The following is a 26,341-nucleotide window of genomic DNA, read 5'->3' as shown; positions in this document are numbered from 1 at the left end:
TTTACGCAAAAAAGCCGTGTTTTGTCACGGCCACCGTAATCTTTAACAACAAAATGCAACGATCGGGTGGCGCAGACTATATCACCGAAGCCTTGCGCCCACAAATATCACCGCGTTACGCCTGCGCAACCAACCGCTGCAGCTGCTGGTGAGCGATTGCGCGCGCCTCGGCGTCGATAACCAGAACATCACCAATGCTTTGCGGCTCCTGCAGGTCCATCTTATCCAGCACCGCCAGGTTAATCGCCGCAATATCGGTAAAGCGGATATCGCCATGCAGAAACGCGGCAACCGACTCTTCATTAGCCGCATTCAGCGTCGTGGTCGCGGCCTGGCCGACGTCAAACGCGTCCATCGCCAGCTTCAGGCACGGATATCGCGTATAGTCCGGCGCGGAGAAGCTCAGATTGCTCAACTGACAGAAGTCCAGCGGTTTAACGCCGGAATTCAGTCGCTGCGGCCAGCCCATGGTATGGGCGATCGGCGTGCGCATATCCGGCTCCCCAAGCTGGGCCAGCACGCTGCCATCCTGATAGCGAACCATCGAGTGGATCACCGACTGCGGATGGATCAGCACTTCCATCTGCTGGGCCGAGGCGTTAAACAGCCAGCGCGCTTCAATATATTCCAGGCCTTTGTTCATCATCGTGGCCGAATCGACGGAGATCTTGCGCCCCATCGACCAGTTGGGATGACGGCAGGCCTGATCCGGGGTCATCGCCGCCAGTTCAGCCACGGCCGTCTCGCGGAAAGGCCCACCGGAGCCGGTCAGCAGGATTGACGAGACGCCATTCCGGGCAAGATCAGCGTATCCCAGATGCTGCTGAATTGTCTCCGGCATACTCTGAAAAATAGCGTTATGCTCACTATCGACCGGTAGCAATCGCGCCCCCGACTGTTGCACCGCCTCCATGAATAAGCGACCGCAGGTCACCAGCGATTCTTTATTCGCTAACAATACCGTTTTCCCGGCGCGGATCGCCGCCAGCGTCGGCACCAGTCCCGCCGCGCCGACGATTGCCGCCATGACCTGCTCGACCTCATCCAGCGCCGCGACCTCTGCCGCCGCCTGCTGGCCGCTCAGCACCTCGGTGCGACTGCCATGCTCATGCAGACGGGTGCGCAACCGCTCAGCGCTTTGCGCATCGTCCATCACCGCGTAACGGGGGGTAAATTCCAGGCATTGTTCAACCATACGGTCAACGTTTTTCCCCGCGACCAGCGCGGCGACGGAAAAGCGACCAGGGTTATGGCGCACCACGTCCAGCGTGCTACAGCCAATGGAGCCGGTCGAACCGAGAACGGTTAATTGCTTCATGAGACGTCCAGAAGAGTGGAAACAGAATAAAAAGCAAAACGCCGCCAGCAAGCCCCTACGCAGCAACTATCGGGGATGAGACGGCGGCATTAGGCCTTCAACTAAGCGCTAAAGGCTACAAGGCCAGCGGTCGCAACGCAATCCCGAGAATTGAGCGTACAGTCTTCTGTACGGCGTTTCAGATTTTACTCAGGCCAGAGCCTGTCTGGCCTGAGTAAGGGCAGAGCATTAGAACTGCATCAGTTCCGCTTCTTTGTCTGCCAGCGCCGCGTCAACTTTTTTGATGGCGGCGTCAGTCATTTTCTGCACGTCGTCCTGAGAACGGCGATCGTCATCTTCGCTGATCTCTTTTTCTTTCAGCAGCGCTTTGACTTTATCGTTGGCGTCACGGCGAACGTTACGCACGGCAACGCGCGCCTGCTCGGCTTCACCACGCACGATCTTGGTCAGATCTTTACGACGCTCTTCGGTCAGCGGCGGCAGCGGGACACGAATATCGCTGCCGGCAGAGCTTGGGTTCAGACCGAGGTCTGACGCCATGATCGCTTTTTCAACGGCCGCGGACATAGAACGGTCAAAGACGTTGATTTTCAGGGTACGGGAGTCTTCGACGGTGACGCTGGCCAGCTGGCGCAGCGGGGTCGGAGTACCGTAGTATTCAACAACAATCCCGTCCAGCAGGCTCGGAGAAGCACGACCCGTGCGAATTTTGCTGATTTGGTTTTTGAATGCTTCGACGCATTTTTCCATGCGGATTTCAGCATCTTTTCTGATATCGCTAATCACGTTACGAATCCTTGAAAGCTTGTCTCAGTCAGACCAGACGGGGCACCCGTCGGAAAATGAGCTAAGTATAGTCAGATTTAATGAAAATCACCGGGCAATATCCCCGCGAAAGTAAAGCGGAATATTACCCGGATTTGGCGCTGACGGGAATTATTCCGTGATCAATGTGCCTTCTTTTTCGCCCATCACCACGCGACGCAGGGCGCCAGGTTTGTTCATGTTGAAGACGCGAATCGGTAATTTATGGTCACGCGCCAGGGTGAAGGCCGCCAGATCCATGACTTTCAGCTCTTTTTCCAGAACTTCGCTGTAGGTCAGCTGATCGTACATGGTGGCAGAAGGATCTTTTGCCGGGTCAGCGGTGAATACGCCGTCAACCTTGGTGGCTTTCAGCACCACATCGGCTTCAATTTCGATACCGCGCAGGCAGGCTGCGGAATCGGTGGTAAAGAACGGGTTGCCGGTACCAGCGGAGAGGATCACTACGCGGTTGTTGCGCAGCAGGCTGATTGCCTCTGCCCAGCTGTAGTTGTCGCATACGCCGTTCAGCGGGATGGCGGACATCAGACGAGCGTTCACATAGGCGCGGTGGAGCGCATCACGCATTGCCAGGCCGTTCATGACCGTTGCCAGCATGCCCATGTGGTCGCCCACAACGCGGTTCATACCCGCTTTCGCCAGACCAGCACCACGGAACAGGTTACCGCCACCAATTACTACGCCAACCTGAATACCCAGCTCAACCAGCTCTTTGATCTCCTGAGCCATGCGGTCAAGTATGCTTGCATCAATACCGAAGCCTTCTGAGCCCTGCAGCGCTTCGCCACTTAATTTCAGCAGAATACGTTTGTAGACGGGTTTTGCATTGGTAGCCATGTTTCTTTCCTGAGACTGTCAACGAATGAGATGTGTTAATTCCGGCGACATTGTATGTCGCATTTCAGCGCGGCCACTATAAGCAGTTGGCTGAATTTACAAAATGGGCGCAAAAAGAAGCCGCCCTCAGGCGGCTTCCTTTTTTTAAAAATAGACTGCTTGGACATCGCAGCAACTTCTGCTGCAAAGTCAGTCTCAACTTTCTCAATGCCTTCGCCCACTTCAAAGCGGATGAAGCCAGTCACGTCAGCGTTGTGCTCTTTCAGCAGCTGGCCAACAGATTTGCTCGGCTCCATAACGAAAGGCTGACCAGTCAGAGAAACTTCGCCGGTGAATTTCTTCATGCGGCCTTCAACCATTTTCTCTGCGATTTCTTTCGGCTTACCGGACTGCATCGCGATGTCCAGCTGAACCTGGTACTCTTTCTCTACCACTTCAGCAGACACGTCTTCCGGCTTAACGAATTCCGGCTTGCTTGCAGCAACGTGCATTGCCAGCTGCTTAACCAGCTCTTCGTCAGCGCCTTTAGCGGCAACCAGAACGCCGATACGCGCACCGTGCTGGTAGCTGCCCAGAACGTCGCCTTCCAGAACAGCGATACGACGGATGTTGATGTTCTCGCCGATTTTAGCAACCAGCGCAACACGTTCTTCTTCGAACTGCGCTTTCAGAACTTCAACGTCGGAGATTTTACCTGCAACAGCGGCGTCCAGTACTTTGTCGGCAAATGCCTGGAAACCACCATCTTTAGCAACGAAGTCAGTCTGGCAGTTAACTTCCAGAATGTAACCGTAGTTGCCTTCGATTTTGGTTTTGATCACGCCGTCAGCAGCCACGTTGCCTGCTTTCTTCGCCGCTTTGATCGCGCCGGATTTACGCATGTTTTCGATTGCCAGCTCGATGTCGCCATTCGCTTCAGTCAGCGCTTTTTTGCAATCCATCATGCCTGCGCCAGTACGTTCGCGCAGCTCTTTTACCAGGGAAGCGGTAATTTCAGCCATTCTAAAATCCTCGGGAGATGTGGATACTGCCCGGCCAACGGCCAAACAGCGTAAATTGAAAAAAGGGGCCGATAATGGGCCCCTATTCATACACGGTACTAATAAGGGCTTAAACCTTATTATTCAGCTTCTACGAAGCTTTCTTCCGCCTGAGAAGCCAGGTCCTGAGAGCGACCTTCACGAACGGTAGCAGCAACAGCGCCCAGGTACAGGCTTACTGCGCGGATTGCATCGTCGTTACCCGGGATAACGAAGTCTACGCCGTCCGGATCAGAGTTGGTATCAACGATAGCAAATACCGGGATGCCCAGGTTGTTTGCTTCTTTGATAGCGATGTGCTCGTGGTCAGCGTCGATAACGAACAGTGCGTCCGGCAGGCCGCCCATATCTTTGATACCGCCCAGGCTGTTTTCCAGCTTGTCCAGCTCACGAGTGCGCATCAGCGCTTCTTTCTTGGTCAGCTTGTCGAAAGTACCGTCCTGGGACTGAGTTTCCAGGTCTTTCAGACGTTTGATGGACTGACGAACGGTTTTCCAGTTAGTCAGCATACCGCCCAGCCAGCGATGGTTCACGAAGAACTGATCGCAGCTCAGAGCAGCGTCTTTTACCGCTTCGCTTGCAGCGCGCTTAGTACCAACGAAAAGGATTTTACCTTTACGAGCAGCGATCTTGTTCAGTTCAGCCAGAGCTTCGTTGAACATCGGTACGGTTTTCTCAAGGTTGATGATGTGAACTTTGTTACGCGCGCCGAAGATGAAAGGCTTCATTTTCGGGTTCCAGTAACGGGTCTGGTGACCGAAGTGAACACCAGCCTTGAGCATGTCGCGCATGGAAACAGTTGCCATGTTTAAAACCTCTATAGATTAAATTGGGGTTATGCCTCCACGTATCCCATATTACCGACCCCGAAGGGCACCCCGGAATATGTGCCGATACGTGTGTGTTATTACACAAAGTGAGCTATGTCGCTTACGTCCATCCTTGTGTATCTGAGATGGAACGGAAGTCCGGCGCGCTTTATACCACAAAATCCATCCAGACACCAACTCTTGTTGACGTCGCGTGCTGTTAATGATTCTCAGTTTGGCACCAGCCTGCCCGGACTGTTACCATTGACAGGACTTACTCTATTATTGTCGAAAATATCGACACTGCTGGACATACTCCATGGCTATCTCTATTAAGACATCTGAAGACATCGAAAAAATGCGCGTTGCCGGCCGCCTGGCCGCCGAAGTGCTGGAAATGATCGAACCCTACGTCAAACCGGGCGTCAGCACCGGCGAACTGGACCGCATCTGTAACGACTATATCGTTAACGAGCAGAAGGCCATTTCCGCCTGCCTCGGCTATCACGGCTATCCGAAATCCGTCTGCATTTCGGTCAATGAAGTGGTCTGTCACGGTATCCCTGATGACGGCAAGCTGCTGAAAGATGGCGATATCGTGAATATCGACGTGACCGTCATTAAAGATGATTTCCATGGCGATACCTCCAAAATGTTTATCGTCGGCAAACCGACGATTCTCGGCGAGCGCCTGTGCCGCATCACTCAGGAAAGCCTGTACCTGGCGCTGAGAATGGTGAAGCCAGGCATCAACCTGCGCACCATCGGCGCGGCGATCCAGAAATTTGTGGAAGCCGAAGGTTTCTCCGTGGTTCGCGAGTACTGCGGGCACGGTATCGGCCGCGGCTTCCATGAAGAACCTCAGGTGCTGCACTACGATTCGCCGGAGACAAACGTCGTACTCAAACCAGGCATGACCTTCACCATCGAGCCGATGGTCAACGCCGGTAAAAAAGAGATCCGCAGCATGAAAGACGGCTGGACGGTGAAAACCAAAGACCGGAGCTTGTCTGCGCAGTACGAGCATACTATTGTGGTGACAGACAACGGCTGCGAAATTCTGACGCTACGCAAGGATGACACCATCCCGGCGATAATCTCGCACGATGAATGATGAAAAGCCGGCGCCCGCCGGCTTTTTTATTAGATAGTTTTTTCTTATGGTGACGCGATGAGCAACTCATTACCTGACACAGCCTCCCCTCTCCTGCCCGTCCCGCCAGAACACCCGTTGAGTTGGCCGCAGGGCGATCTGAACTGTGCCGCAATCAAGGCGCACATCGATACCTTCCAGCACTGGCTGGGCGAGGCGTTTGACTCCGGCATCGTCGCGGAGCAGCTCATCGCGGCGCGCACCGAATTTATCGACCAGTTGCTGCAGCGATTATGGATCGCCTGCGGTTTTGAATCCGTCAGCGACCTGGCGCTGGTCGCCGTCGGCGGCTATGGCCGTGGCGAACTGCACCCGCTCTCAGACGTCGATCTGCTGATCCTCAGTCGTAAAAAACTGCCGGACGACCAGGCGCAAAAAGTCGGCGAACTGCTCACCCTGCTGTGGGACGTCAAGCTGGAGGTGGGCCACAGCGTACGCACCCTCGAAGAGTGCCTGCTGGAAGGTCTCTCGGATCTGACCGTTGCCACCAACTTAATCGAATCGCGCCTGCTGATCGGCGACGTCGCGCTGTTCCTTGAACTGCAAAAACATATTTTTAGCGACGGCTTTTGGCCATCGGAAAAGTTCTTCGCCGCCAAGGTCGAAGAGCAGAACGTCCGTCATCAGCGCTATCATGGCACCAGCTATAACCTCGAGCCGGACGTGAAAAGCAGCCCCGGCGGCTTGCGCGATATCCATACGCTACAGTGGGTGGCTCGCCGCCATTTCGGCGCCACCTCAATGGATGAGATGGTCGGCTTCGGCTTTCTGACCGAAGCCGAGCGCAATGAACTCAATGAGTGTCTGCATCAGCTGTGGCGCATCCGTTTCGCGCTGCATCTCGAACTCACGCGCTATGACAACCGTCTGCTATTCGACCGCCAGCTCAGCGTGGCCCGCCGGCTAGGCTATGAAGGCGACGGCAACCAGCCGATTGAGCATATGATGAAGGACTTCTTCCGCGTTACCCGCCGGGTGAGCGAGCTGAATCAGATGCTGCTTCAGCTGTTTGAGGAGGCTATCCTCGCCCTGACCGAGGATGAAAAACCACGCCCGATCGATGATGATTTCCAGCTGCGCGGCACCCTTATCGATCTGCGTGACGACACGCTGTTTATTCGCGAACCGCAGGCCATTCTGCGCATGTTTTATATCATGGTGCGCAATAGCACCATCACCGGCATCTACTCAACGACGTTGCGCCATCTGCGCCACGCCCGCCGTCATCTCACCCAGCCGCTGTGCTATATCCCGGAGGCGCGCACGCTCTTTCTTAGTATGCTGCGCCATCAGGGAGCGGTAAGTCGCGGGCTGCTGCCGATGCATCGCCACAGCGTACTGTGGGCCTATATGCCGCAGTGGTCGCATATCGTCGGCCAGATGCAGTTCGACCTGTTTCACGCCTACACCGTCGATGAACACACCGTCCGGGTGATGCTCAAGCTGGAAAGCTTTGCCAAAGAAGAAACCCGCAGCCGCCACCCGCTGTGCGTGGAGCTGTGGCCGCGCTTAACGCACCCGGAGCTGATCTTAATTGCTGCCCTGTTCCACGACATCGCCAAAGGGCGCGGCGGCGACCACTCGATCCTCGGCGCGCAGGATGTGCTGAAGTTTGCCGAGCTGCACGGGCTGAACTCGCGCGAAACGCAGCTGGTCGCCTGGCTGGTGCGTCACCACCTGCTGATGTCGGTCACCGCCCAGCGGCGCGATATTCAGGATCCGGAGGTGATTAAGCAGTTCGCCGAGGAGGTGCAAACGGAAAATCGTCTGCGCTATCTGGTGTGTCTGACCGTCGCCGATATCTGCGCCACCAACGAAACCTTGTGGAACAGCTGGAAGCAGAGCCTGCTGCGTGAACTCTATTTCGCCACCGAGAAGCAGCTGCGTCGCGGCATGCAAAGCACCCCGGACATGCGCGAACGAGTGCGTCACCATCAGCTGCAGGCGCTGGCCCTGCTGCGGATGGACAATATTAATGAAGAGGCGCTGCATCAGATCTGGAACCGCTGCCGCGCCAACTATTTCGTGCGACATACGCCGACGCAGCTCGCCTGGCACGCCCGCAACCTGCTGCGCCACGATCTGAATAAGCCGATGATCCTGCTGAGCTCGCAGGCCACCCGCGGCGGTACGGAGATTTTTATCTGGAGCCCGGATCGCCCTTACCTGTTCGCCGCAGTGTGTGGCGAACTTGACCGTCGCAACCTCAGCGTCCACGACGCGCAGATCTTCACCACCCGCGACGGTATGGCGATGGATACCTTTATCGTCCTTGAGCCCGACGGCAGCCCCCTTTCCGCCGACCGCCACGAGGCGATCCGCCAGGGGCTGGAGCAGACCATCACTCAGCGCAGCTGGCAGCCTCCGGCCCCGCGTCGTCAGGCGGCAAAGCTACGCCATTTTTCCGTGGACACCGAGGTGAATTTCCTGCCGACCCATACCGACCGAAAATCGTTTCTGGAGCTGATAGCGCTCGACCAGCCCGGGCTGCTCGCCCGCGTCGGGCAGGTGTTCGCCGACCTCGGGATATCGCTTCACGGGGCGCGAATTACGACAATTGGTGAGCGAGTAGAAGATTTATTTATAATCGCCACCGCCGACCGGCGTGCCCTTAATAATGAGCTGCAACAAGAAGTGCAACAACGGTTGACAGCGGCCCTCAATCCAAACGATAAAGGGTGACGTATTTTTTTTAGTGAATGGAAAGAAACAATGCAGCAGTTACAGAACGTTATTGAGTCCGCTTTCGAGCGTCGCGCCGACATTACGCCGGCTAATGTGGATACAGTGACCCGCGAAGCGGTTAACCAGGTTATCGCCCTTCTTGATTCCGGCGCGCTGCGCGTCGCTGAGAAGATCGACGGTCAGTGGGTGACGCATCAGTGGCTGAAGAAGGCGGTACTGCTCTCTTTCCGTATTAACGATAACCAGGTTATCGATGGTGCGGAAAGCCGCTACTTCGATAAAGTGCCGATGAAATTCGCTGACTACGACGAAGCGCGTTTCCAGAAAGAAGGTTTCCGCGTGGTGCCGCCGGCCGCCGTGCGCCAGGGCGCGTTCATCGCCCGCAACACTGTGCTGATGCCGTCCTACGTTAACATCGGCGCCTACGTTGACGAAGGCACCATGGTTGATACCTGGGCCACCGTCGGCTCCTGCGCACAGATCGGTAAAAACGTGCATCTGTCCGGCGGTGTCGGCATCGGTGGCGTACTGGAGCCGCTGCAGGCGAACCCGACCATCATCGAAGATAACTGCTTCATCGGCGCGCGCTCTGAAGTGGTTGAAGGGGTGATTGTCGAAGAAGGCTCCGTCATCTCCATGGGCGTTTACCTCGGTCAGAGCACCAAAATCTACGATCGCGAAACCGGCGAAGTCTTCTACGGCCGCGTACCGGCTGGCTCGGTGGTGGTCTCAGGCAACCTGCCGTCGAAAAATGGTAAATACAGCCTGTACTGCGCGGTGATTGTGAAGAAAGTCGATGCCAAAACCCGCGGCAAGGTCGGCATTAACGAGCTGCTGCGCACCATCGACTAAAGCAAATAAAAAGCGGGAGATATCCCGCTTTTTTTATATTTGATGCTGGCGAAAATGGATTTTTTCGTTAATTATTCAATGGTTATGATGCTATCAAAGGTACCGTTATGTACGATAATCTGAAAAGTCTTGGCATTACCAACCCTGATGAGATCGATCGCTATAGCCTGCGGCAGGAAGCTAACAACGACATTCTGAAAATCTATTTTCAGAAAGACAAAGGCGAATTCTTCGCCAAGAGCGTGAAGTTCAAATATCCGCGTCAGCGCAAAACCGTCGTCGCCGACGGCGTCGGCCAGGGCTACAAAGAGGTCCAGGAGATCAGCCCCAATCTGCGCTACGTTATCGACGAGCTGGATCAGATCTGCCAGCGCGATCGCACTGAAATCGATCTCAAGCGTAAAATCCTCGACGATTTACGCCATCTGGAAAGCGTGGTCACCAATAAGATCAGCGAAATCGAAGCCGATCTGGAAAAGCTCACCCGTAAGTAAGAGCATCCCGGCGGCGCGTTGCCTGGCCGGGCTGGTGGTCTCTATCCACTCCAGACAGCATGCATCGTCCAGGCCGGGTATGGCGCGTCGCTACCCGGCATTTTTTTGCCTCCACGTCTTAGCGTTGTTCGTCCAGCTGCAGCGCGATATACAGCAGCAGCCTGTCGTCAAAGCTACCGAGATCCAGGCCGGTCAGCTCCGAGATACGGTTCAACCGGTACTCCAGCGTATTGCGATGAATAAACAGCGCCTTTGACGTCGCCAGCGGCTGCACGTTATGGCGAAACCACGCCTGCAGCGTCCGCCGCAGCAGCCCGTTGTTGTCCATGGCCTTCAAACGCGCCAGCGGACGGGCCAGCTCATTGGCCTGCCAGCCGCCGCGCAGGCTGTCGAGCAGCACCGGCAGCATCAGATCCTGATAGAAATAACTGCGGCTCTCCGGCATCCGCTGCTTGCCAACCATCATCGTCGTCCGTGCGGTACGGTAAGAGCGGGCTATACTTCCTGGGCCGGTGAAGAAGTTGCCCAGCGCCACGCGAAAGCGCAGCTGGCCATTCTCTTTCATCCTGGCGATAAGCTGCTCGACGCGCCGGACGTGATCGTCAGCGTCCCAGCGGCCAAAGCTGTTCAGCGCCGGTTTCAGCACCACCATTTCCGTGAGCGAGACAATGGCCACCAGATTATTGCGATCGGGGGTAGTCAGCGCGTTCTGTAACTGTTGCAGTTCCGCCATCGCGCTGTCCACGCCGAGCTGACCGCTGTCTACCTCAATCATCGCCACCACGCGCGGCTGATTGAGATCGATGCCTAAACGCTGAGCCCATTCATTCAGCGCCGGGGTATGCTCTTCCGCCTGAATCAGGTTCATCACCAGCTCTTCGCGCAGACGGCTGTCCTGGGCCAGGAGATGCATCAGCCGCGACTGCTCCAGCATCATCTCTGCTGTCATGCACACCAGCTCGCCATATTTTCGCAGCGACTCCGGCTCGCCGGTCAGGCCGATCACCCCGACGATCTCCCCCTCCAGGCGCAGCGGCAGGTTAATCCCCTGGCGAACCCCGTGCAGATGGCGAGCGACCGCGTCGTCGATATCCACCACCCGCCCCTGGGAGAGGACCAGCAGCGCGCCTTCGTGCAATTCACCAATCCTTTCCCGATCGCCGCTGCCGATGATCCGCCCGCGGGCATCCATCACGTTGATATTGGTATCGATGATGCGCATGGTCCGCGCCACAATATCCTGCGCCATTTTGGTATCAAGATGCCAGCCAGCCATGTAGTCCTCCCCTTTGCTGGGCACCAGCATAAAAGAGTCATCGTCGCGCTGCATTGTGCATTTGCACTAAGCCGGGGTGAGATATGTGGAGTTGTGGGGGCGGTCACAGAACGAAAAAAGCCCCTGCCCTCGGCGAGGGAAGGGGCTGGGAAGCGAGCGCTGGCGGTTACTGCAACAGCAGATAGATAGAGGCGTCGCCGCGCTGAATGTTCAGCGCCAGTACGGACGGTTTGGCGTCGAAGATTTTCCGCAGATCGGCGATGTTTTTCACCGGCTGCTGATTCGCCCCGACGATGACGTCGCCTTTCTTGAGGCCAATCTGTGCCGCCGGGGTACCGGCTTTCACATTATTGACCACCACGCCCTTATCCTGACCCTTATTGCTCATTTCCGCCCCTTCAATCCCGTTGAAGATGGTGCTGGAGTCAACCTGGGTCTGGTTGCTCTGCTGCAGTTCGACGGTCACGGTCACCGGTTTGCCGTCGCGCAGCAGACCAAGCTCAACTTTGCTGCCGATAGGCATGGTGCCGACCTGGGCACGCAGCGCGGCGAAGCTGCTGATCGCTTTCCCGTTGAGGGAGGTGATGACATCGCCGGCTTTAATGCCCGCTTTCGCGGCCGCCGAACCTGGCATTACCTGGCTGACGAAGGCCCCGCGCTGGGCATCGACTTTCATCGCTTTCGCCAGCTCAGAGTTCAGTTCGGTGCCCATAATGCCGAGCTCACCGCGTTTCACCTGGCCATATTTCACCATCTGCTCGGTCAGGTTTTTCACCATGTTGCTCGGGATAGCAAAACCGATACCGATGTTGCCGCCGTCCGGCGCCAGAATGGCGGTGTTGATACCGATCAGCTCGCCGTTGAGGTTCACCAGCGCGCCGCCGGAGTTCCCGCGGTTAATCGCCGCATCGGTCTGGATAAAGTTTTCGTAGTTTTCCACGTTGAGGCCGCTACGGCCCAGCGCGGAGACAATCCCGGAGGTCACGGTTTCGCCCAGACCGAACGGGTTGCCGATAGCCACGGTGTAATCACCGACGCGCAGCGCATCGGAGTCGGCAAGCTTAATCGCCGTCAGGTTTTTTGGCTCCTGAATCTGAATCAGCGCGATATCAGAGCGCGGATCTTTGCCGACGACTTTGGCATCAAACTTACGGCCATCGCTCAGCTGAACCTTAATCGTGGTGGCGTTGTCCACGACGTGGTTGTTGGTCACCACATACCCTTTGGCGGCATCAATGATGACGCCGGAGCCCAGCGCCATAAATTTCTGCTGCTGGCCGCCGTCAGGCTGACCGCCCTGTCCGCCGCCCTGGCAAAACGGCGAACTCTGGAAAGGAGAACCATCCTGGCAGAACGGCGAATTATCGCCAAAGAACTGCTGGAAGTTACGTGGCATCCGTGGGGTATTAACGGTGGTGCTACCTTCAACGTTAATGCTCACCACCGACGGCATCACCTTCTCCAGCATCGGGGCCAGGCTTGGCATCTGCTGTGCATTAGTGGCCGAAGATGCCGTTTCTGCCGCGCTCGCAGAGAGCGGGGACAACGCCAGACCTAAACTCAGAGCCAGTGCACTCATTGCTAACGTGGTTTTTTTCATCAGTTTCAATCTCAATATCAGGTAACGAAAGTTGCTGTGTACGTGACTATCAGAGTCATTTTATAACGCTAAGTTCCGGAATTAAGTTTCTGGAAAAAGTAAAAATTTATTGTCCATCTTTACAAAACTCCAGCCTATTCCACCGCCATGAGTCGCCGATATTCATCCCACGCATACAAATCCGTCATCCCGCTGATATAGTCCTGAATCAGACGGCAGCGATAATAGTATTCCATCAGCGCAAATTCGGGCGCCGTACGCGCCAGTTTATTTACCGCTTCAACATAGGCCAGCCGGTGACGGGTCGAAAGTTTCTGATACAGCCGGGAGGCAATGGGTAAACGTCGTACCCGCTCCTGCGCTACTAATTCGCTGAAATCCTCCAGCGATAATTTCAGCAGCGGCTGATAAATATCCAACAGGCCGCTGATCACCCGGTAGCCCTGCAATTCCAGCTGCTCAACATCCGGATGGCTAAAGACCTGTTTCATCGCCACATTTTTATAGAGCTCCAGTAGCTGACTGCAATCGCTGTCGTCCTCCAGCAATGCATGATTAAAGTCCCCGGTGAAGATTGCCGGCAGGTTGTCAATAAATCGGCGCGCCGCGTAGGGCACCAGCTTATTCAGCGTATTCACCCGCAAATACATAAAAAACTGATCTTCCGCGCTCTGCTTCAGATAATTGGCTCGCGATTTCTCCCAGGCATTTTCTACTACCTGCGAAAATAACGAGCCTTTTTCATGACTGCCCCAGGCGTCGTAAAGATGCTGATAGAGCTGTTCTGCGCTAAAAATACGTTTTTCCACCGCGTCCTCGAGATCCGCGACGCAATATGAAATGTCATCCGCAGCCTCCATAATCCAGGTTAATGGAAACCGATTGTAAGGCGCGAGATCCAGTTCTTTACGCAAACGCGCGACATACTCTTCTTCGGCTAAATAATAGCCAGGTTTCTTCATTAAATAACTGTGGCTGGCCGGCGTCTCCTCAGACCACCACGCCGGACGAGTATATTTCAGGATACATCCCACCTGCGCCCAGGTCAGGTTCATACGCATTAGCGTATGGACCAGACGAATGCCCTGCGCGTTGCCCTCAAAGCTGCAGAGATCCTGGCGCACTTTACGGCGCAGCGCATTAAGCGATGTCTCTCCGTCATGCAGGCGTAAGGCCTGCACTTCGCAGCGATCGTCGGTCAGCGGCTGCCCGAGCGCATCGCCGGGCGCCAGGCGCTGACGGAACCAGTCGTTAATCGCCGCTTCGCCAAAATGGCCAAACGGGGGATTGCCGATATCGTGCATCAGGCAGGCCATCTCCACCACGCTCTCGAATGGCCCGGTCAGCTCTTCCAGGCCATACTCTTCCAGCAGCCTCAGCTCTTTCAGCCGGCTCAGCACCTCTTTGGCGATATAGCGCCCCACCTGCTGCACCTCCAGCGAGTGGGTCAGGCGAGTGCGCACCGCCGCGTTGCGCTCGAGCGGGAAGACCTGAGTTTTTTGCTGCAGGCGGCGGATTGCCGGCGAGTTGACGATCCGTCCCCGATCGCTTTCAAAGATCCGCAGGATGTCGCGCTCCGTCTCCACCCGCGGCGGCGAACGGAAGCGTCGACGCCAGTTTATCTTGTTGCGAAAATCAATCTTTGCCATAGCCTCTCCCGCGCGAGCAATACGCTTCCCCTTAAGCGCATGATAGACTATGCAACTAAACCTGACACATCGCGAGTAAATCTATGAAAATTGGCATTATTGGCGCTATGGAAGAGGAAGTTACCCTTCTGCGCGACAAAATCGAAAACCGCCAGACCATCACCATTGGCGGAAGCGAAATCTATACCGGCCAACTTCACGGCGTTGACGTCGCTCTGCTGAAGTCTGGTATCGGAAAAGTAGCGGCGGCGATGGGCGCGACCCTGCTGCTGGAGCGCTGCCAGCCTGACGTGATCATTAATACCGGTTCTGCCGGCGGCCTGGCGTCGACGCTGAAGGTCGGCGATATCGTCGTCTCCGATGAAGCGCGCTACCACGACGCCGACGTCACCGCCTTCGGCTATGAATACGGCCAGCTCCCTGGCTGCCCGGCGGGTTTTAAGGCGGATGAAAAACTGGTGGCCGCCGCAGAGAGCTGCATTAAAGCGTTAGATCTCAACGCCGTTCGCGGCCTCATCGTTAGCGGGGATGCCTTCATTAACGGCTCTGTCGGTCTGGCGAAGATCCGCCATAATTTCCCGCAGGCGATCGCCGTGGAAATGGAAGCGACCGCCATCGCCCACGTCTGCCATAACTTTAAGGTTCCCTTCGTGGTGGTTCGCGCTATCTCCGACGTGGCCGACCAGCAGTCCCACCTCAGCTTTGAGGAGTTCCTTGCGGTCGCCGCCAGACAGTCCACCCTGATGGTGGAGAATCTGGTACAGAACCTGGCACGTGGCTAAGTCGCTATCCTTCGCGCTTGCCGCGCTGCTGTTACTCGCCCCGGCGTGGCTGCTGGCCGCGCCGCGGGTGATCACCCTCTCCCCCGCCAATACCGAACTGGCCTTTGCCGCCGGGATCACGCCGGTCGGCGTCAGCAGCTATTCCGATTATCCTTCGCAGGCCAAAACGATCGAACAGGTTGCCAGCTGGCAGGGAATGAACCTGGAACGCATCGTGGCGCTCAAGCCAGACGTGGTGCTGGCCTGGCGCGGGGGCAATGCCGAACGCCAGGTTAACCAGCTGCAGTCTCTGGGTATTCACGTCCTGTGGGTACAGACCTCGACCATAGAAGAGATCATCGCTACCCTGCGTGAGCTGGCGCAGTGGAGCCCGCAGCCGGAAAAAGCACAGCAGGCGGCGCAAGCGATGCAGCAGGAATACGATGCGTTGAAAGCGCGCTATGCCAACGCGCCGAAGAAACGCGTCTTCCTGCAGTTCGGCTCCGCACCGCTGTTCACCAGCGGCCCCGGTTCGATTCAGGATCAGGTGCTAAGGCTTTGCGGCGGCGAGAATATCTTCGCCACCAGCCGCGTTCCCTGGCCGCAGGTGAGCCGCGAACAGGTGCTGGCCCGCCAGCCGCAGGCGATCGTGGTGACCGGGGATGCCAGCCGCATTGCCGAAGCGCAGCGCTTTTGGCAACATCAGCTCACCATTTCGTTGATTGCGTTACACAGCGACTGGTTTGAACGCGCCGGCCCACGTATTATCCTCGCCGCCAAACAACTTTGTGCGGCGCTTGACCAGGTAAAATAATCATCCGGCACACCGGATGTTCAGTGGGAATCAACGATGCTTGTCTATTGGCTGGATATTATTGGCACAGCTGTCTTCGCGATCTCCGGCGTACTGCTGGCCGGAAAACTGCGTATGGACCCATTCGGCGTGCTGGTGTTAGGGGTAGTGACGGCGGTAGGCGGCGGGACCATCCGCGACATGGCGCTGGCGAATGGCCCGGTATTCTGGGTCAAAGATCCCACCGATCTGGTGGTGGCGATGGTCACCAGCATGCTGACCATCCTGCTGGTCCGCCAGCCTCGCCGGCTGCCGAAATGGATCCTGCCCGTTCTTGATGCCGTCGGTCTGGCGGTGTTTGTCGGCATTGGCGTCAATAAAGCTTTTCTCGCTGGCAGCGGCCCGCTGGTCGCGGTGTGCATGGGGGTGGTGACCGGCGTCGGCGGCGGGATTATTCGCGACGTGCTGGCGCGGGAAATTCCTATGATTCTGCGTACCGAAATCTACGCCACCGCCTGTATCGTCGGCGGTATTGTCCACGCCACGGCACACGACACCTTTCATCTCCCGCTGGAGAATTCGGCAATGATGGGGATGGTGGTCACCCTGGTAATTCGTCTGGCGGCTATTCGCTGGCATCTGAAGCTGCCGACGTTTGCCCTGGACGATAACGGTCGGTAGTAAAAGCAAAACGGTAACCTTAAGGTTACCGTTTTTAGGGTTTGCTCCCTCCCGCTGGGGGAGAACTCGCTTAAACGCTGAACGAGGAGCCGCAGCCGCAGGTGCTTTTCGCGTTCGGATTGGTCACGATAAAGCGCGAACCTTCCAGCCCTTCGGTATAGTCGACCGAGCCGCCGACCAGATACTGCAGGCTCATCGGGTCAACCACCAGGCCGACGCCCTGTTTCTCAATGGTCATATCCCCTTCGTTCACCTGATCGTCAAAGGTGAAGCCATACTGGAAACCGCTGCAACCGCCGCCGGTGATATACACGCGCAGTTTCAGGTTCGGATTATCTTCATCCGCAATCAGGTGTTTTACTTTATTGGCTGCGGCTTCGGTAAACTCCAGCGGCAACGCTACGTCATCACTCATTTTCTGCTCCCATTGATACTTCCGGCCGGTTAAAGAATAACCGGACCTTTTGAGCCATTATCTAATACCCTGGTAAATCGTTCAAGTATTCTCCCGGGGAGCCTGCTGCGCTTTTGCCGCCTGCTCGGCTTCCTGCTTCGCCAGAGTACGCTGCAGAATGGTCGAATACAAAGGCTTACCGCCGAGGAATTGCGCCAGTAGTGTTGCGCCAAGGCAGGTAATAATCATTGGCAAAATGAGCTGATAGTTATCGGTCATCTCCAGCACCAGCACGATCCCGGTCAGCGGCGCACGCACCGAGGCGGCGAGCAGCGCCCCCATACCGGCAATCGCGAAGGTGCCGGCATCGAGATGGTAGGCCGGAAACAGCGGAATAGCCGCCATGCCGAACGCCGTGCCCAGCAGCGTGCCGAGCGCCAACATAGGCGCGAAAATGCCCCCTGGCGCGCCGGAAGAGAAGCAGATCAGCGTGGTCACCACGCGGGCAATAAAGATAAACAGCAGCAGTCCGACGGAGAAGTTACCGGCAGCGGCGATAGGGATCAAGTTAAAGCCACCGCCCACCGCGGAGGGCTGCATCAGCCCCAGCAGACCGCAGAGCCCGCCGATTAATCCGCCAATAAACACCCATTTTTTGATGTTGCCGCCGTGGATGCGCTGGAACAGATCCTGAGTGCGCAGCACCAGAAAATTAAACAGCGGGCCAAAGCAGCCAAACAGCATGCCCAGCACCAGATACAGCCATAGGGTATTTACCGGGGCGTTGCTTAGTTTACCCACCTCAATGATCGCCGCTTCGCCGTTGAAAATGCGAAACACAATGCTCGACATGATCACGCCGGTAAACACCGCTTTAATGGAGATCAGATTGTAGCGGAACTGCGGGCGCATCTCTTCGATGATAAACAGAATACCGGCCAGCGGCGCATTAAAGGCCGCCGAAAGCCCCGACGCCGCACCGGTCGCCAACAGCGTATGCCGCGCTTCCGGACTGCGCATGCGGAAAACGTCCAGCACCATGCGCCCAATGTTGCCGCCAAGCTGTACCATCGGTCCTTCACGACCCAGCACCATCCCGGCGCCAAGGGTCCCCATGCCGCCAACGAATTTCACCGGCAGCACGCGCCACCAGCGCACCGGCCGCAGCTCCTCCAGCGCGCCCTCAATTTCCGGAATCCCGGAGCCGCCGGCCTCCGGCGCAAAGCGACGCACCAGAAAATAGCCGACCATCGCCAGCAGCGCCGACAGGATAAACGCCAGCGGCCAGACCAGATACCAGTGGTCCGCCACCTGCGCCAGCGCGCCGATCCGCTGGTTCTGCACCCAGTTCACGCTCTTTTCAAAGGCGACGCCCACCAGCCCCGCCAGCGTGCCGACCACTGCCGCCATAAACAGCACCGCCAGCGGCGTTTTATCGCGTTGAATCAGACGGCGCACCGCATCGCCGCGACGCACCCGCACAAACTGATGTGCTTCAAAAGAGGGAGTTTCTGCTTTCATGCCGTTATCAATTATTGGTAATACAAATGAAGAGAGCGGCATTTTAGCCGTCCCGGCGCGCTGCGTCGTCAAAAAAATGCCCTTGCGGCACATTGTTTCAATTGGGCAAAACTTTCATAACCATCCTGGAATAACTTAGAATAGCCGATAAAACATTTTTCACGAACCAGGACCCTGGCCATGAGCAAATCTGAAAATCTGTACCACGCTGCGCGCGAACTGATCCCCGGCGGCGTTAACTCGCCGGTGCGCGCTTTCACCGGCGTCGGCGGCACACCGCTGTTTATCGAACGCGCGGATGGCGCTTACCTCTATGACGTGGATGGGAAAGCCTATATCGATTATGTCGGTTCCTGGGGTCCGATGGTGCTGGGCCACAACCACCCGGCTATCCGCAATGCGGTGATCGAGGCGGCATCCCGCGGCCTGAGCTTTGGCGCGCCGACCGAAATGGAAGTGAAAATGGCGGCCCTGGTGACCGAGCTGGTGCCGACCATGGATATGGTGCGGATGGTGAACTCCGGTACCGAAGCCACCATGAGCGCCATTCGCCTGGCGCGCGGCTTCACCGGACGCGACAAAATCATTAAGTTCGAAGGCTGCTACCACGGCCATGCCGACTGCCTGCTGGTGAAAGCCGGTTCCGGCGCGTTGACCCTCGGCCAGCCGAACTCGCCGGGCGTCCCGGCCGATTTCGCCAAACATACCCTGACCTGCACTTATAACGACCTCGCCTCGGTGCGCGCGGCGTTCGAGCAGTATCCGCAGGAGATCGCCTGCATCATCGTCGAGCCGGTGGCCGGAAATATGAACTGCATTCCGCCGCAGCCGGAATTCCTGCCGGGCCTGCGCGCCCTGTGCGACGAATTTGGCGCCCTGCTGATTATCGACGAAGTGATGACCGGCTTCCGCGTGGCGCTGGCAGGCGCTCAGGCTTACTACGGCGTGGAGCCGGATCTGACCTGTCTGGGGAAAATCATCGGCGGCGGGATGCCGGTAGGCGCCTTCGGCGGCCGCCGTGAGGTGATGGACGCTCTGGCGCCCACCGGTCCGGTCTATCAGGCGGGCACCCTCTCCGGCAACCCGATCGCCATGGCGGCTGGCTTCGCCTGCCTGAACGAAGTGGCGCAGCCGGGGGTCCATGAAACCCTGACTGAACTGACTAACCAGCTGGCGCAAGGCCTGCTGGACGCGGCGCGTGACGCCGGGATCCCGCTGGTGGTCAATAACGTCGGCGGCATGTTCGGCATCTTCTTTACCGATGCCGAAACCGTCACCTGCTATCAGGACGTGGTGAAGTGCGACGTTGAACGCTTCAAGCGCTTCTTCCATCTGATGCTGGAGGAAGGCGTGTACCTGGCGCCGTCAGCGTTTGAGGCCGGCTTTATGTCCGTGGCCCACAGCGAAGAAGATATCGACAACACCATCGACGCCGCGCGCCGGGTATTTGCCAAGCTGTAAGGTGCTTGAATGCCTGGTGGCGCAGGGATTTTCCCGGAGGAGGCGCATTGCGCCTTATCCGGGCTACCAAATCGCACAGCGCTGTAGCCCCGGTAAGCGATAGCGCCACCGGGGATGTTGAAGCCATCCAGGACCGTTAGCGACTCTGCTTTCTCAGCAAATAAATAAAGTAAGGCGCGCCGATAAAGGTCGACAGTAGCCCCGCCGGGATCTGATACGGGAACATCATCATCCGTCCGCACCAGTCGGCGAAGACCAGCAGCAGCCCGCCAGTCAGCCCTGAAATCACCATATGCGGTAGGGTTCGCCGGAAGCCCATCATCCGCGCGATATGCGGCGCCATCAGCCCGACAAAGCTCAGCGGGCCGATGGTCAGCGTCGCCGCCGCCGTCAGGCAGGCCGCCAGCAGCAGCAGAACAATCCGCGATGACGTCAGCGCCATGCCCACCGCTCGCGCCGCCTCCCCGCCCCAGCGGCAGGATGGTTAACCAGCGACGACAGAGCGGCGCCAGCGCCAGCAGCGCCAGCATTACCGCGCCGCTACGCACCACCCTCTCCGGCGTCGCGCTATATGTCGACCCCGAGATCCACGTCAGGATCTGCGCCATACGCGGATCGCCGCTGGCCTGCAGCATCATCAGCAGCATAGTGAAGGCGGTGCTCAGCGCCATCCCCGCCAGCAGCATCCGATGCGGCGAGAAGCCGCCGCGCCCGGCGGCAAGCATAATGATCAGCAAGGTGGCCGCCGCGCCAAGGCTGCCGGCCGGCAGCAGCCAGCCAAAGGCGTCGCCAGGCACGAAGAACAGCATCAGCACCACGCCAAAAGCCGCGCCGGAGCTGATGCCCAGCACTTCCGGGCTGGCCATCGGGTTGCCGGTCAGGCGCTGGATAATACAGCCGGCGACCGCCAGCATGACCCCGGCGAACAGCGCCGACAGCACCCGCGGCCAGCGCCAGGGCAGCAGTTGCTCCAGCAGATCGCCGTGGGCCCACAGCCAGCCGTGGGCATCGCGACCAAAGGCCAGCGCCACGCTCACCGCCAGCAGCAGCAACGCGACGCCTGCGAGAACAAACCATTGCACATGATAGCGCTCAGGCTGCACATTATCGCCGCCGTTCATCACCGGGGCGCTGATGCTGCGCAACCGCGGCAGCAGCCACAGCAGCAGCGGCGCGCCAATCAGGGCGGTGACCGAGCCGGTGGAGACTTCCCGCCATACCCGGCTCAGCCAGAGGATCACCTGATCGGAAAGCCACAGGAGCAGCGCGCCGATCAGCGCCGCCAGCAGCAGCCGCGCCAGCAGCCGACGGGCGCCAAGCATTTTCGCCAGCAGCGGCGCGAACAGGCCGATAAAGCCGATAATCCCTACCGCGTTCACCAGCAGCGCGCTGATGACGATCGCCAGCGTCAGGGCGCCGAGGCGCGCCAGGGAAAGCGCCAGCCCGAGGTTACGCGCCACCCCGTCATCGAGCCCCATCAGGGTCAGCGGCCGCAGCAGCAGCAAGGTGAGTATTGCCCCGCCAAGCAGCTGCGGCCACAGGCGCTGCGCCACGCTCCAGTCGGTCTGCGTCAGCGTCCCGGTGCTCCACAGGAACATGCTTTGCAGCTGGTCGTGATGGAAAATCACCATCAGCTGGTTAAGCGCGCCACAGTAAAGGCTGACCACCAGCCCCGCCAGGATCAGCGTTACCGGCGACAGGCGCTTGCCCCACGAGACGCCAAACACCAGCGCGCCCACCAGACAGGCCCCGGCCAGCGCGGCGAATTGCGACGCCAGCACGCCGGGAATAGCCCATAACGTGGTGACCGTTAACCCCAGCTGCGCGCCGGTGGCGACGCCAAGGGTGGTCGGTTCCGCCAGCGGATTACGCAGCACCTGCTGGAACAGGACGCCAACCAGTCCCAGCCCGGCGCCCACCAGCAGCGCAACAGCCAGCCTCGGTAACAAACTGTAATGAAACAGCATTTGGGCGATATCATCGACATCCGGCTGCCACAGCGCCTGCCGCCACTGCGCATAGGGCAAGGCGACATTGAGGTTGACGATGCTCAGCGCGAAGGCGACGCCCAGCAGCCCGGCCAGCAGGATAATAGCTAACGGCGAGAGACGCGTATTCATGCCGGTCTCCCCTGGGCATCAGCCAGCACGCGGGCAAAATGCATCGCTGACAGCGTCGCGCCGTAGAACCAAACCGCCGGAACGCGCTGGAAGCGGCCCGCGCGCACGAAGGGCATCGCCTGCCATAGCGGCGTCGCCAGCAGTTGAGCCATATCTCGCTCATTGCCATGGTCGAAACAGATGACATCGGCTTCGTTAAATGCCGCCAGCCTGTCGATGCCAACGCTAACGCTTCCCCAGAATGCCGCTTCGCCGTGCCAGGCGTTTTTAATACCAAAGCGATCAAGCACCTCCTGGAACAGGCAGTTTTCGCCAAACACCAGCACGTGGCGGGGATCGAGCAGAGAGATCATCAGCAGCGGACGATCGCCGCGCCCGGCAAAACGCGGACGCAGGCTCTCCATCAGCGCGTCGAACTCCGCCAGATGGCGCTTCGCCTGCTGCGTTTTGCCCAGCAGATCGGCCATTTCCAGTAGCGAACGCTGGGCCATCGCCAGCGGCCGTTTGCCGTCGCTGAAGGTGAAACCGCGGCCGGGCGCGATACGCGCCAGCTTCTCCGGCGACGGGCCGTAGCCCGCCGACCAGACGATAAACGACGGTTTCATCTGCGTCAGCAGTTCAAGGTTGGGTTCGGTACGCAGACCAACATCGATCACCGAGTCGGGCAGCGCGGGTTCGTTCACCCACAAGCGATAGTTGGGAATATCGGCCACGCCATAGGGCGTCACGCCGAGCGCCAGCAGCAGCTCCGCGGGCAGCCACTCCAGGGCGACCACGCGCTGCGGGTCGACGTCGGCCGCCTGCGCGCCGCGCATCTGCCACAGCAGCGGCGAGAGCGCCATCGCGATCAGCAGGCGGCGTCGGGTTATCAGAGTTGGGTTCATCATCAATAGACAAAGCTTACCGGCGCCGCACCGGCCGGGTGTGGCAGGATCCCCATCGGGATGCCGTAGATCTGTTCCAGAGTGTCGCTGCGCATCAGTTCCGCCGGCGTCCCCTGAGCAATCATTTCTCCGCCGCGCAGGGCCACCAGATAGTCGCAATAGCGGGCCGCCATATTAATATCGTGCAGGACGGCGATCACCGTCAGGCCGCGCTGCTGGCTGAGACGATGCACCAGCGCCAGAACATCGACTTGATGAGCAATATCCAGCGCCGAGGTGGGTTCATCGAGCAGCAGGCAGCGACTGTCCTGCGCCACCAGCATGGCGATCCACGCCCGCTGGCGTTCACCGCCGGAGAGGCTGTCCACCAGACGATGAGCGAGCGGCTTCAGCCCCACCAGCGCAATCGCCTCTTCTACTTTCTCACGGTCCGCTGCGCCAAAGCGACCCAGCGCGCCGTGCCATGGATAGCGGCCGATCGCCACCAGCTCGCGCACCGTCATACCTTCGGCCGGCGGCAGCTGCTGCGGCAGATAGGCCACTTTGCGGGCAAAGGCTTTGCTGCCCCAGCTCTCCAGCGGCTGCCCGTCCAGCAGCACTTCGCCTGCGGAGGGCGGCTGATGACGGCCAAGCATTTTCAGTAACGTCGATTTGCCGGAGCCATTATGGCCGATCAGGCCTGTGACTTTTCCGGTCGGGAAGGTGAGCGAGAGCGGATGGAGCAATGTGCGGCCAGGCACACGGAAAGTGACGCGATCCAGCGCGAAGGTGGTTTCTGCGTGCGGAGTCTGTTCCTGCATAGCGATAACCTGATAGAGGGCGCGGCGAACCGCGCCCGTAGGTGGTTAGAAACGGAAGGTGGCGGTGGCGACGACCTGACGTCCGGCGCCCCAGTAGCAGGCGTATTCGCTGTAGCAACTGGAGACATATTCGCGGTCGAACAGGTTGTTGACGTTGACGCCGACCGACGATCCCGGCAGGCCAAAGCGCGCCAGATCGTATTTCACCGTCGCATCCATCAGCGCATAACCGGCCACACTAAAGGCATCATTTTTCTTACCGGTGCTGGTGTCATTTTTGTAGTAGCTGACCGTTGAACCGATATAGCGCGCCCCGGCCCCAATCGTCAGACCGCTCAGCGCGGTTTCGTGGAAGGTATAATCCGCCCACAGGGAGGCCATGTTACGCGGCACTTCCGCCGGACGTTTGCCGTTGAACACCGTATCGTGAGTGTACTCCGCATCGGTGTAGCTGTAGGCTGCGGTGACGTTAATATTGGCGTTCACCGCCGCCTTCGCCTCCAGCTCAAGGCCGCGGGAGCGGATCTCGCCGGTCTGGATGCTGAACGCCTGGTTAGCCGGATCAGCCGTCAGGTTCTTGTCTTTGGTCAGCTGATAGACCGCCGCGGTGACCACCACCGGCATATCTTTCGGCACGTATTTCACGCCGGCTTCATACTGCTTACCGCGCGACGGATCGAACGGCTGGCCGCGGCTGTTGGAACCCGATACCGGTTCAAACGATTCGCTGTAGCTGAAGTACGGAGAGATGCCGTTATCGAACAGGTAGTTGATGCCGCCGCGCCAGCTGAACTGCTGGTCGTGATTCTCCGCCAGGCTGTTGGTGGCGCGGGTTAACGTTGAGGTCGTGGCGTAATCGTAACGGCCGCCCAGGGTCATCACCCATTTATCCCACTCCATCTGATCCTGCGCGTACAGGCCGGTCTGCTCCATCCGGTTGAGGACCGCGTACGGGAAGGTGACCAGAATATTCGGATTGCCGTACTGCGGATTGCTCATGCTGATAGGATCCGCCGTCCCGTAGTCGGCATCCACATCGTTACGCATCCGCGAGTAGTCCACGCCGGTCAGCAGCGTATGGCTGACCGCGCCGGTGGCGAAATCAGACTGCAGCTGGGTATCGACGGTGAAGGTGTTCAGGTGCTCGTCGGAGCGCACGTAGGCGCGATTCATGTAGCCCGGCGCGACATAGCCGTTGCCGTATACGGAACGATAGAGCGTATGCACATCGGCATAGCGCAGGTTCTGCCGCACGGTAAAGGTGTCATCGAACTGATGGGAGAAGCTGTAGCCCACCATCTTCTGGCGGCGGGAGATTTTATTATCGGACTCGCCTTCGTTGAAATCGGTCGGCAGCTTGTGCGCCTTACCGTTGGCGTCGTAATACGGCACCACGGTGCCTTCGCGCGGCAGCCAGCCGTAGTAGCCCGCATCCGGGTCATTCTGGAAGTTGCTCAGGAAGGTGAAGTCGGTTTTATCGTCCGGACGCCAGCTAAAGGAGGGCGCCACCGCGTAGCGAGTCGATTTCGCCATCTGCTGCTGGGCATCCTGACTGCGGCCAAGGCCGGTCAGGCGATACGACCAAACGCCGGCATCATCAATGGCGTCGCTAAAGTCAAACCCGGTCTGCCACAGATTGTCGGTGCCCATCTTAAACTGCACTTCTTTCAGCGGCTCGGTAGTCGGGCGCTTGCTGACCATGCTGACGATACCGCCCGGGTTGCTGTTGCCGTACAGCACCGAGGTTGGCCCGCGCATCACTTCCACACGCTCGAGGAAGTAAGGATCCATGGAGACTTCAGAGTAGTTATTCCCCTGCAGCTTCATGCCGTCCAGATACTGGTTGGTGTTGACGGTCGTCGAGGTGGTGAAGCCGCAATGGTGACCACGTCATAGGTGGTCGAACTGCCGCGAGTGGAGAAGACGCTTGGCGTATAGGAGAGCGCCTCTTTTACCGTCGTCGGCTGGCGCATCTCCATCTCCTGGCGCGTGACCACCGACACAGACTGCGGCGTTTTTTCAATCGGGGTATCGGTTTTGGTCGCCGTGGCGGAGCGTTTTGCCGCGATAGTCGGCGCCGGTCCCCAGGCGCTTTCCTGGGCGGCCGGGGCGGCAACGACGGTGATGGTTTCTTCTTGCTTCGGTTGTTCTGCTGCCTGTGCGTAGACAGACATGCCGCTAACCGCCGTGGCTACTACAGCTGCGACTTTACGCAGCGAGTGATTTGGCTGAGCAGTTTTTGGACGCGCCATGGGTATATCTCTGATGAAAGTGAATGATAACGTAAACGAGAATTATTATTATTACGGGCGATATAATAGGCGAAACGTCGAAGGCAAGGCAAGCGATATGCCTGTCGCCGCCGGTCGAAGGCTGAATTAATAACCA

At 58.3% G+C, this 26,341-nt stretch carries 19 protein-coding genes and 3 pseudogenes; 8 read left to right on the top strand and 14 right to left on the bottom strand.

The window, feature by feature from the left end:
- Positions 1-115: 115 nt before the first annotated feature.
- The 5 genes and pseudogenes from ispC to rpsB form a co-directional block, all read right to left on the bottom strand.
- Entirely contained in the window at positions 116-1,318 is a 1,203-nt protein-coding gene (ispC, locus tag HMPREF1024_RS06825; protein WP_009309276.1) for a 1-deoxy-D-xylulose-5-phosphate reductoisomerase, read from the bottom strand.
- 228 nt (positions 1,319-1,546) lie between these two features.
- Positions 1,547-2,104 (bottom strand): ribosome recycling factor, encoded by a 558-nt coding sequence (gene frr / locus HMPREF1024_RS06830; protein ID WP_002889308.1) that lies wholly within the window; start codon positions 2,102-2,104, stop codon positions 1,547-1,549.
- Positions 2,105-2,254: 150 nt separating this feature from the next.
- On the bottom strand, positions 2,255-2,980 hold the full coding sequence (gene pyrH / locus HMPREF1024_RS06835) for a UMP kinase (RefSeq protein WP_002889306.1): 726 nt from the start codon (positions 2,978-2,980) through the stop codon (positions 2,255-2,257).
- Positions 2,981-3,132: 152 nt separating this feature from the next.
- A pseudogene (tsf, locus tag HMPREF1024_RS06840) lies at positions 3,133-3,981 on the bottom strand (translation elongation factor Ts); the annotation flags it as partial.
- 119 nt (positions 3,982-4,100) lie between these two features.
- Positions 4,101-4,826, bottom strand: a complete 726-nt coding sequence (gene rpsB / locus HMPREF1024_RS06845) for a 30S ribosomal protein S2 (RefSeq protein ID WP_002889299.1) — start codon at positions 4,824-4,826, stop codon at positions 4,101-4,103.
- Between the two features lie 322 nt (positions 4,827-5,148).
- Between rpsB and map the strand changes: the two genes are divergently transcribed.
- The 4 genes from map (at position 5,149) to HMPREF1024_RS06865 (ending at position 10,013) form a co-directional block, all read left to right on the top strand.
- A complete protein-coding gene (gene map / locus HMPREF1024_RS06850; RefSeq protein WP_002889297.1) occupies positions 5,149-5,943 on the top strand; it encodes a type I methionyl aminopeptidase in 795 nt (264 codons plus the stop codon).
- A gap of 57 nt (positions 5,944-6,000) precedes the next feature.
- Positions 6,001-8,664, top strand: a complete 2,664-nt coding sequence (glnD, locus tag HMPREF1024_RS06855) for a bifunctional uridylyltransferase/uridylyl-removing protein GlnD (protein WP_009309274.1) — start codon at positions 6,001-6,003, stop codon at positions 8,662-8,664.
- A gap of 30 nt (positions 8,665-8,694) precedes the next feature.
- Positions 8,695-9,519 (top strand): 2,3,4,5-tetrahydropyridine-2,6-dicarboxylate N-succinyltransferase, encoded by an 825-nt coding sequence (gene dapD, locus HMPREF1024_RS06860; protein ID WP_009309273.1) that lies wholly within the window; start codon positions 8,695-8,697, stop codon positions 9,517-9,519.
- A 107-nt stretch (positions 9,520-9,626) separates the two neighbouring features.
- Positions 9,627-10,013, top strand: coding sequence for a DUF3461 family protein (locus HMPREF1024_RS06865; RefSeq protein WP_002889292.1), 387 nt, complete (start codon positions 9,627-9,629; stop codon positions 10,011-10,013).
- A 118-nt stretch (positions 10,014-10,131) separates the two neighbouring features.
- On the opposite strand, the gene cdaR is transcribed toward HMPREF1024_RS06865, so the two are convergent.
- The 3 genes from cdaR to dgt form a co-directional block, all read right to left on the bottom strand.
- Complete coding sequence (gene cdaR, locus HMPREF1024_RS06870; protein WP_002889289.1) at positions 10,132-11,289, bottom strand: DNA-binding transcriptional regulator CdaR; 1,158 nt, start codon at positions 11,287-11,289, stop codon at positions 10,132-10,134.
- Positions 11,290-11,455: 166 nt separating this feature from the next.
- The gene (gene degP / locus HMPREF1024_RS06875) at positions 11,456-12,889 is read right to left on the bottom strand and encodes a serine endoprotease DegP (RefSeq protein ID WP_004177363.1); all 1,434 of its coding nucleotides are present in this window, start codon (positions 12,887-12,889) and stop codon (positions 11,456-11,458) included.
- A gap of 134 nt (positions 12,890-13,023) precedes the next feature.
- On the bottom strand, positions 13,024-14,538 hold the full coding sequence (gene dgt / locus HMPREF1024_RS06880) for a dGTPase (RefSeq protein WP_004145871.1): 1,515 nt from the start codon (positions 14,536-14,538) through the stop codon (positions 13,024-13,026).
- Between the two features lie 83 nt (positions 14,539-14,621).
- On the opposite strand from dgt, the gene mtnN reads away from it, so the two are divergent.
- From mtnN to HMPREF1024_RS06895, 3 genes are read left to right on the top strand one after another with little or no spacing between them, the layout of a single operon-like run.
- Entirely contained in the window at positions 14,622-15,320 is a 699-nt protein-coding gene (gene mtnN / locus HMPREF1024_RS06885) for a 5'-methylthioadenosine/S-adenosylhomocysteine nucleosidase (RefSeq protein WP_002889282.1), read from the top strand.
- Entirely contained in the window at positions 15,313-16,113 is an 801-nt protein-coding gene (btuF, locus tag HMPREF1024_RS06890) for a vitamin B12 ABC transporter substrate-binding protein BtuF (protein ID WP_002889279.1), read from the top strand. Before mtnN ends, btuF begins: the two co-directional genes overlap by 8 nt.
- Before the next feature lie 36 nt (positions 16,114-16,149).
- The gene (locus HMPREF1024_RS06895) at positions 16,150-16,773 is read left to right on the top strand and encodes a TRIC cation channel family protein (protein WP_002889277.1); all 624 of its coding nucleotides are present in this window, start codon (positions 16,150-16,152) and stop codon (positions 16,771-16,773) included.
- A gap of 70 nt (positions 16,774-16,843) precedes the next feature.
- Here the strand turns inward: HMPREF1024_RS06895 and erpA are convergent, their stop codons facing one another.
- Positions 16,844-17,188 carry an iron-sulfur cluster insertion protein ErpA gene (erpA, locus tag HMPREF1024_RS06900; protein ID WP_002889275.1) on the bottom strand — a complete coding sequence of 115 codons (345 nt, stop codon included), beginning with the start codon at positions 17,186-17,188 and terminating at the stop codon, positions 16,844-16,846.
- A gap of 81 nt (positions 17,189-17,269) precedes the next feature.
- Positions 17,270-18,688 carry a H(+)/Cl(-) exchange transporter ClcA gene (gene clcA / locus HMPREF1024_RS06905; protein WP_004191940.1) on the bottom strand — a complete coding sequence of 473 codons (1,419 nt, stop codon included), beginning with the start codon at positions 18,686-18,688 and terminating at the stop codon, positions 17,270-17,272.
- Between the two features lie 180 nt (positions 18,689-18,868).
- On the opposite strand from clcA, the gene hemL reads away from it, so the two are divergent.
- Entirely contained in the window at positions 18,869-20,149 is a 1,281-nt protein-coding gene (hemL, locus tag HMPREF1024_RS06910; protein WP_002889272.1) for a glutamate-1-semialdehyde 2,1-aminomutase, read from the top strand.
- Between the two features lie 136 nt (positions 20,150-20,285).
- On the opposite strand, the pseudogene fhuB reads toward hemL, so the two are convergent.
- The 4 genes and pseudogenes from fhuB to fhuA form a co-directional block, all read right to left on the bottom strand.
- Positions 20,286-22,269 (bottom strand): annotated as a pseudogene (fhuB, locus tag HMPREF1024_RS06915) (Fe(3+)-hydroxamate ABC transporter permease FhuB).
- Positions 22,266-23,156, bottom strand: a complete 891-nt coding sequence (fhuD, locus tag HMPREF1024_RS06920) for a Fe(3+)-hydroxamate ABC transporter substrate-binding protein FhuD (RefSeq protein WP_004178627.1) — start codon at positions 23,154-23,156, stop codon at positions 22,266-22,268. Before fhuD ends, fhuB begins: the two are co-directional and overlap by 4 nt.
- Positions 23,156-23,953, bottom strand: a complete 798-nt coding sequence (gene fhuC / locus HMPREF1024_RS06925; protein ID WP_002889212.1) for a Fe3+-hydroxamate ABC transporter ATP-binding protein FhuC — start codon at positions 23,951-23,953, stop codon at positions 23,156-23,158. The genes fhuD and fhuC overlap by 1 nt, the downstream gene beginning before the upstream one ends.
- A 45-nt stretch (positions 23,954-23,998) precedes the next feature.
- Positions 23,999-26,205: pseudogene (gene fhuA / locus HMPREF1024_RS06930) on the bottom strand (ferrichrome porin FhuA).
- Between the last annotated feature and the right edge of the window lie 136 nt (positions 26,206-26,341).

This window comes from Klebsiella sp. 4_1_44FAA (genome assembly GCF_000238715.1).
GTDB lineage: Bacteria > Pseudomonadota > Gammaproteobacteria > Enterobacterales > Enterobacteriaceae > Klebsiella > Klebsiella pneumoniae.
This window is presented reverse-complemented; position numbering and strand designations above follow the sequence as displayed.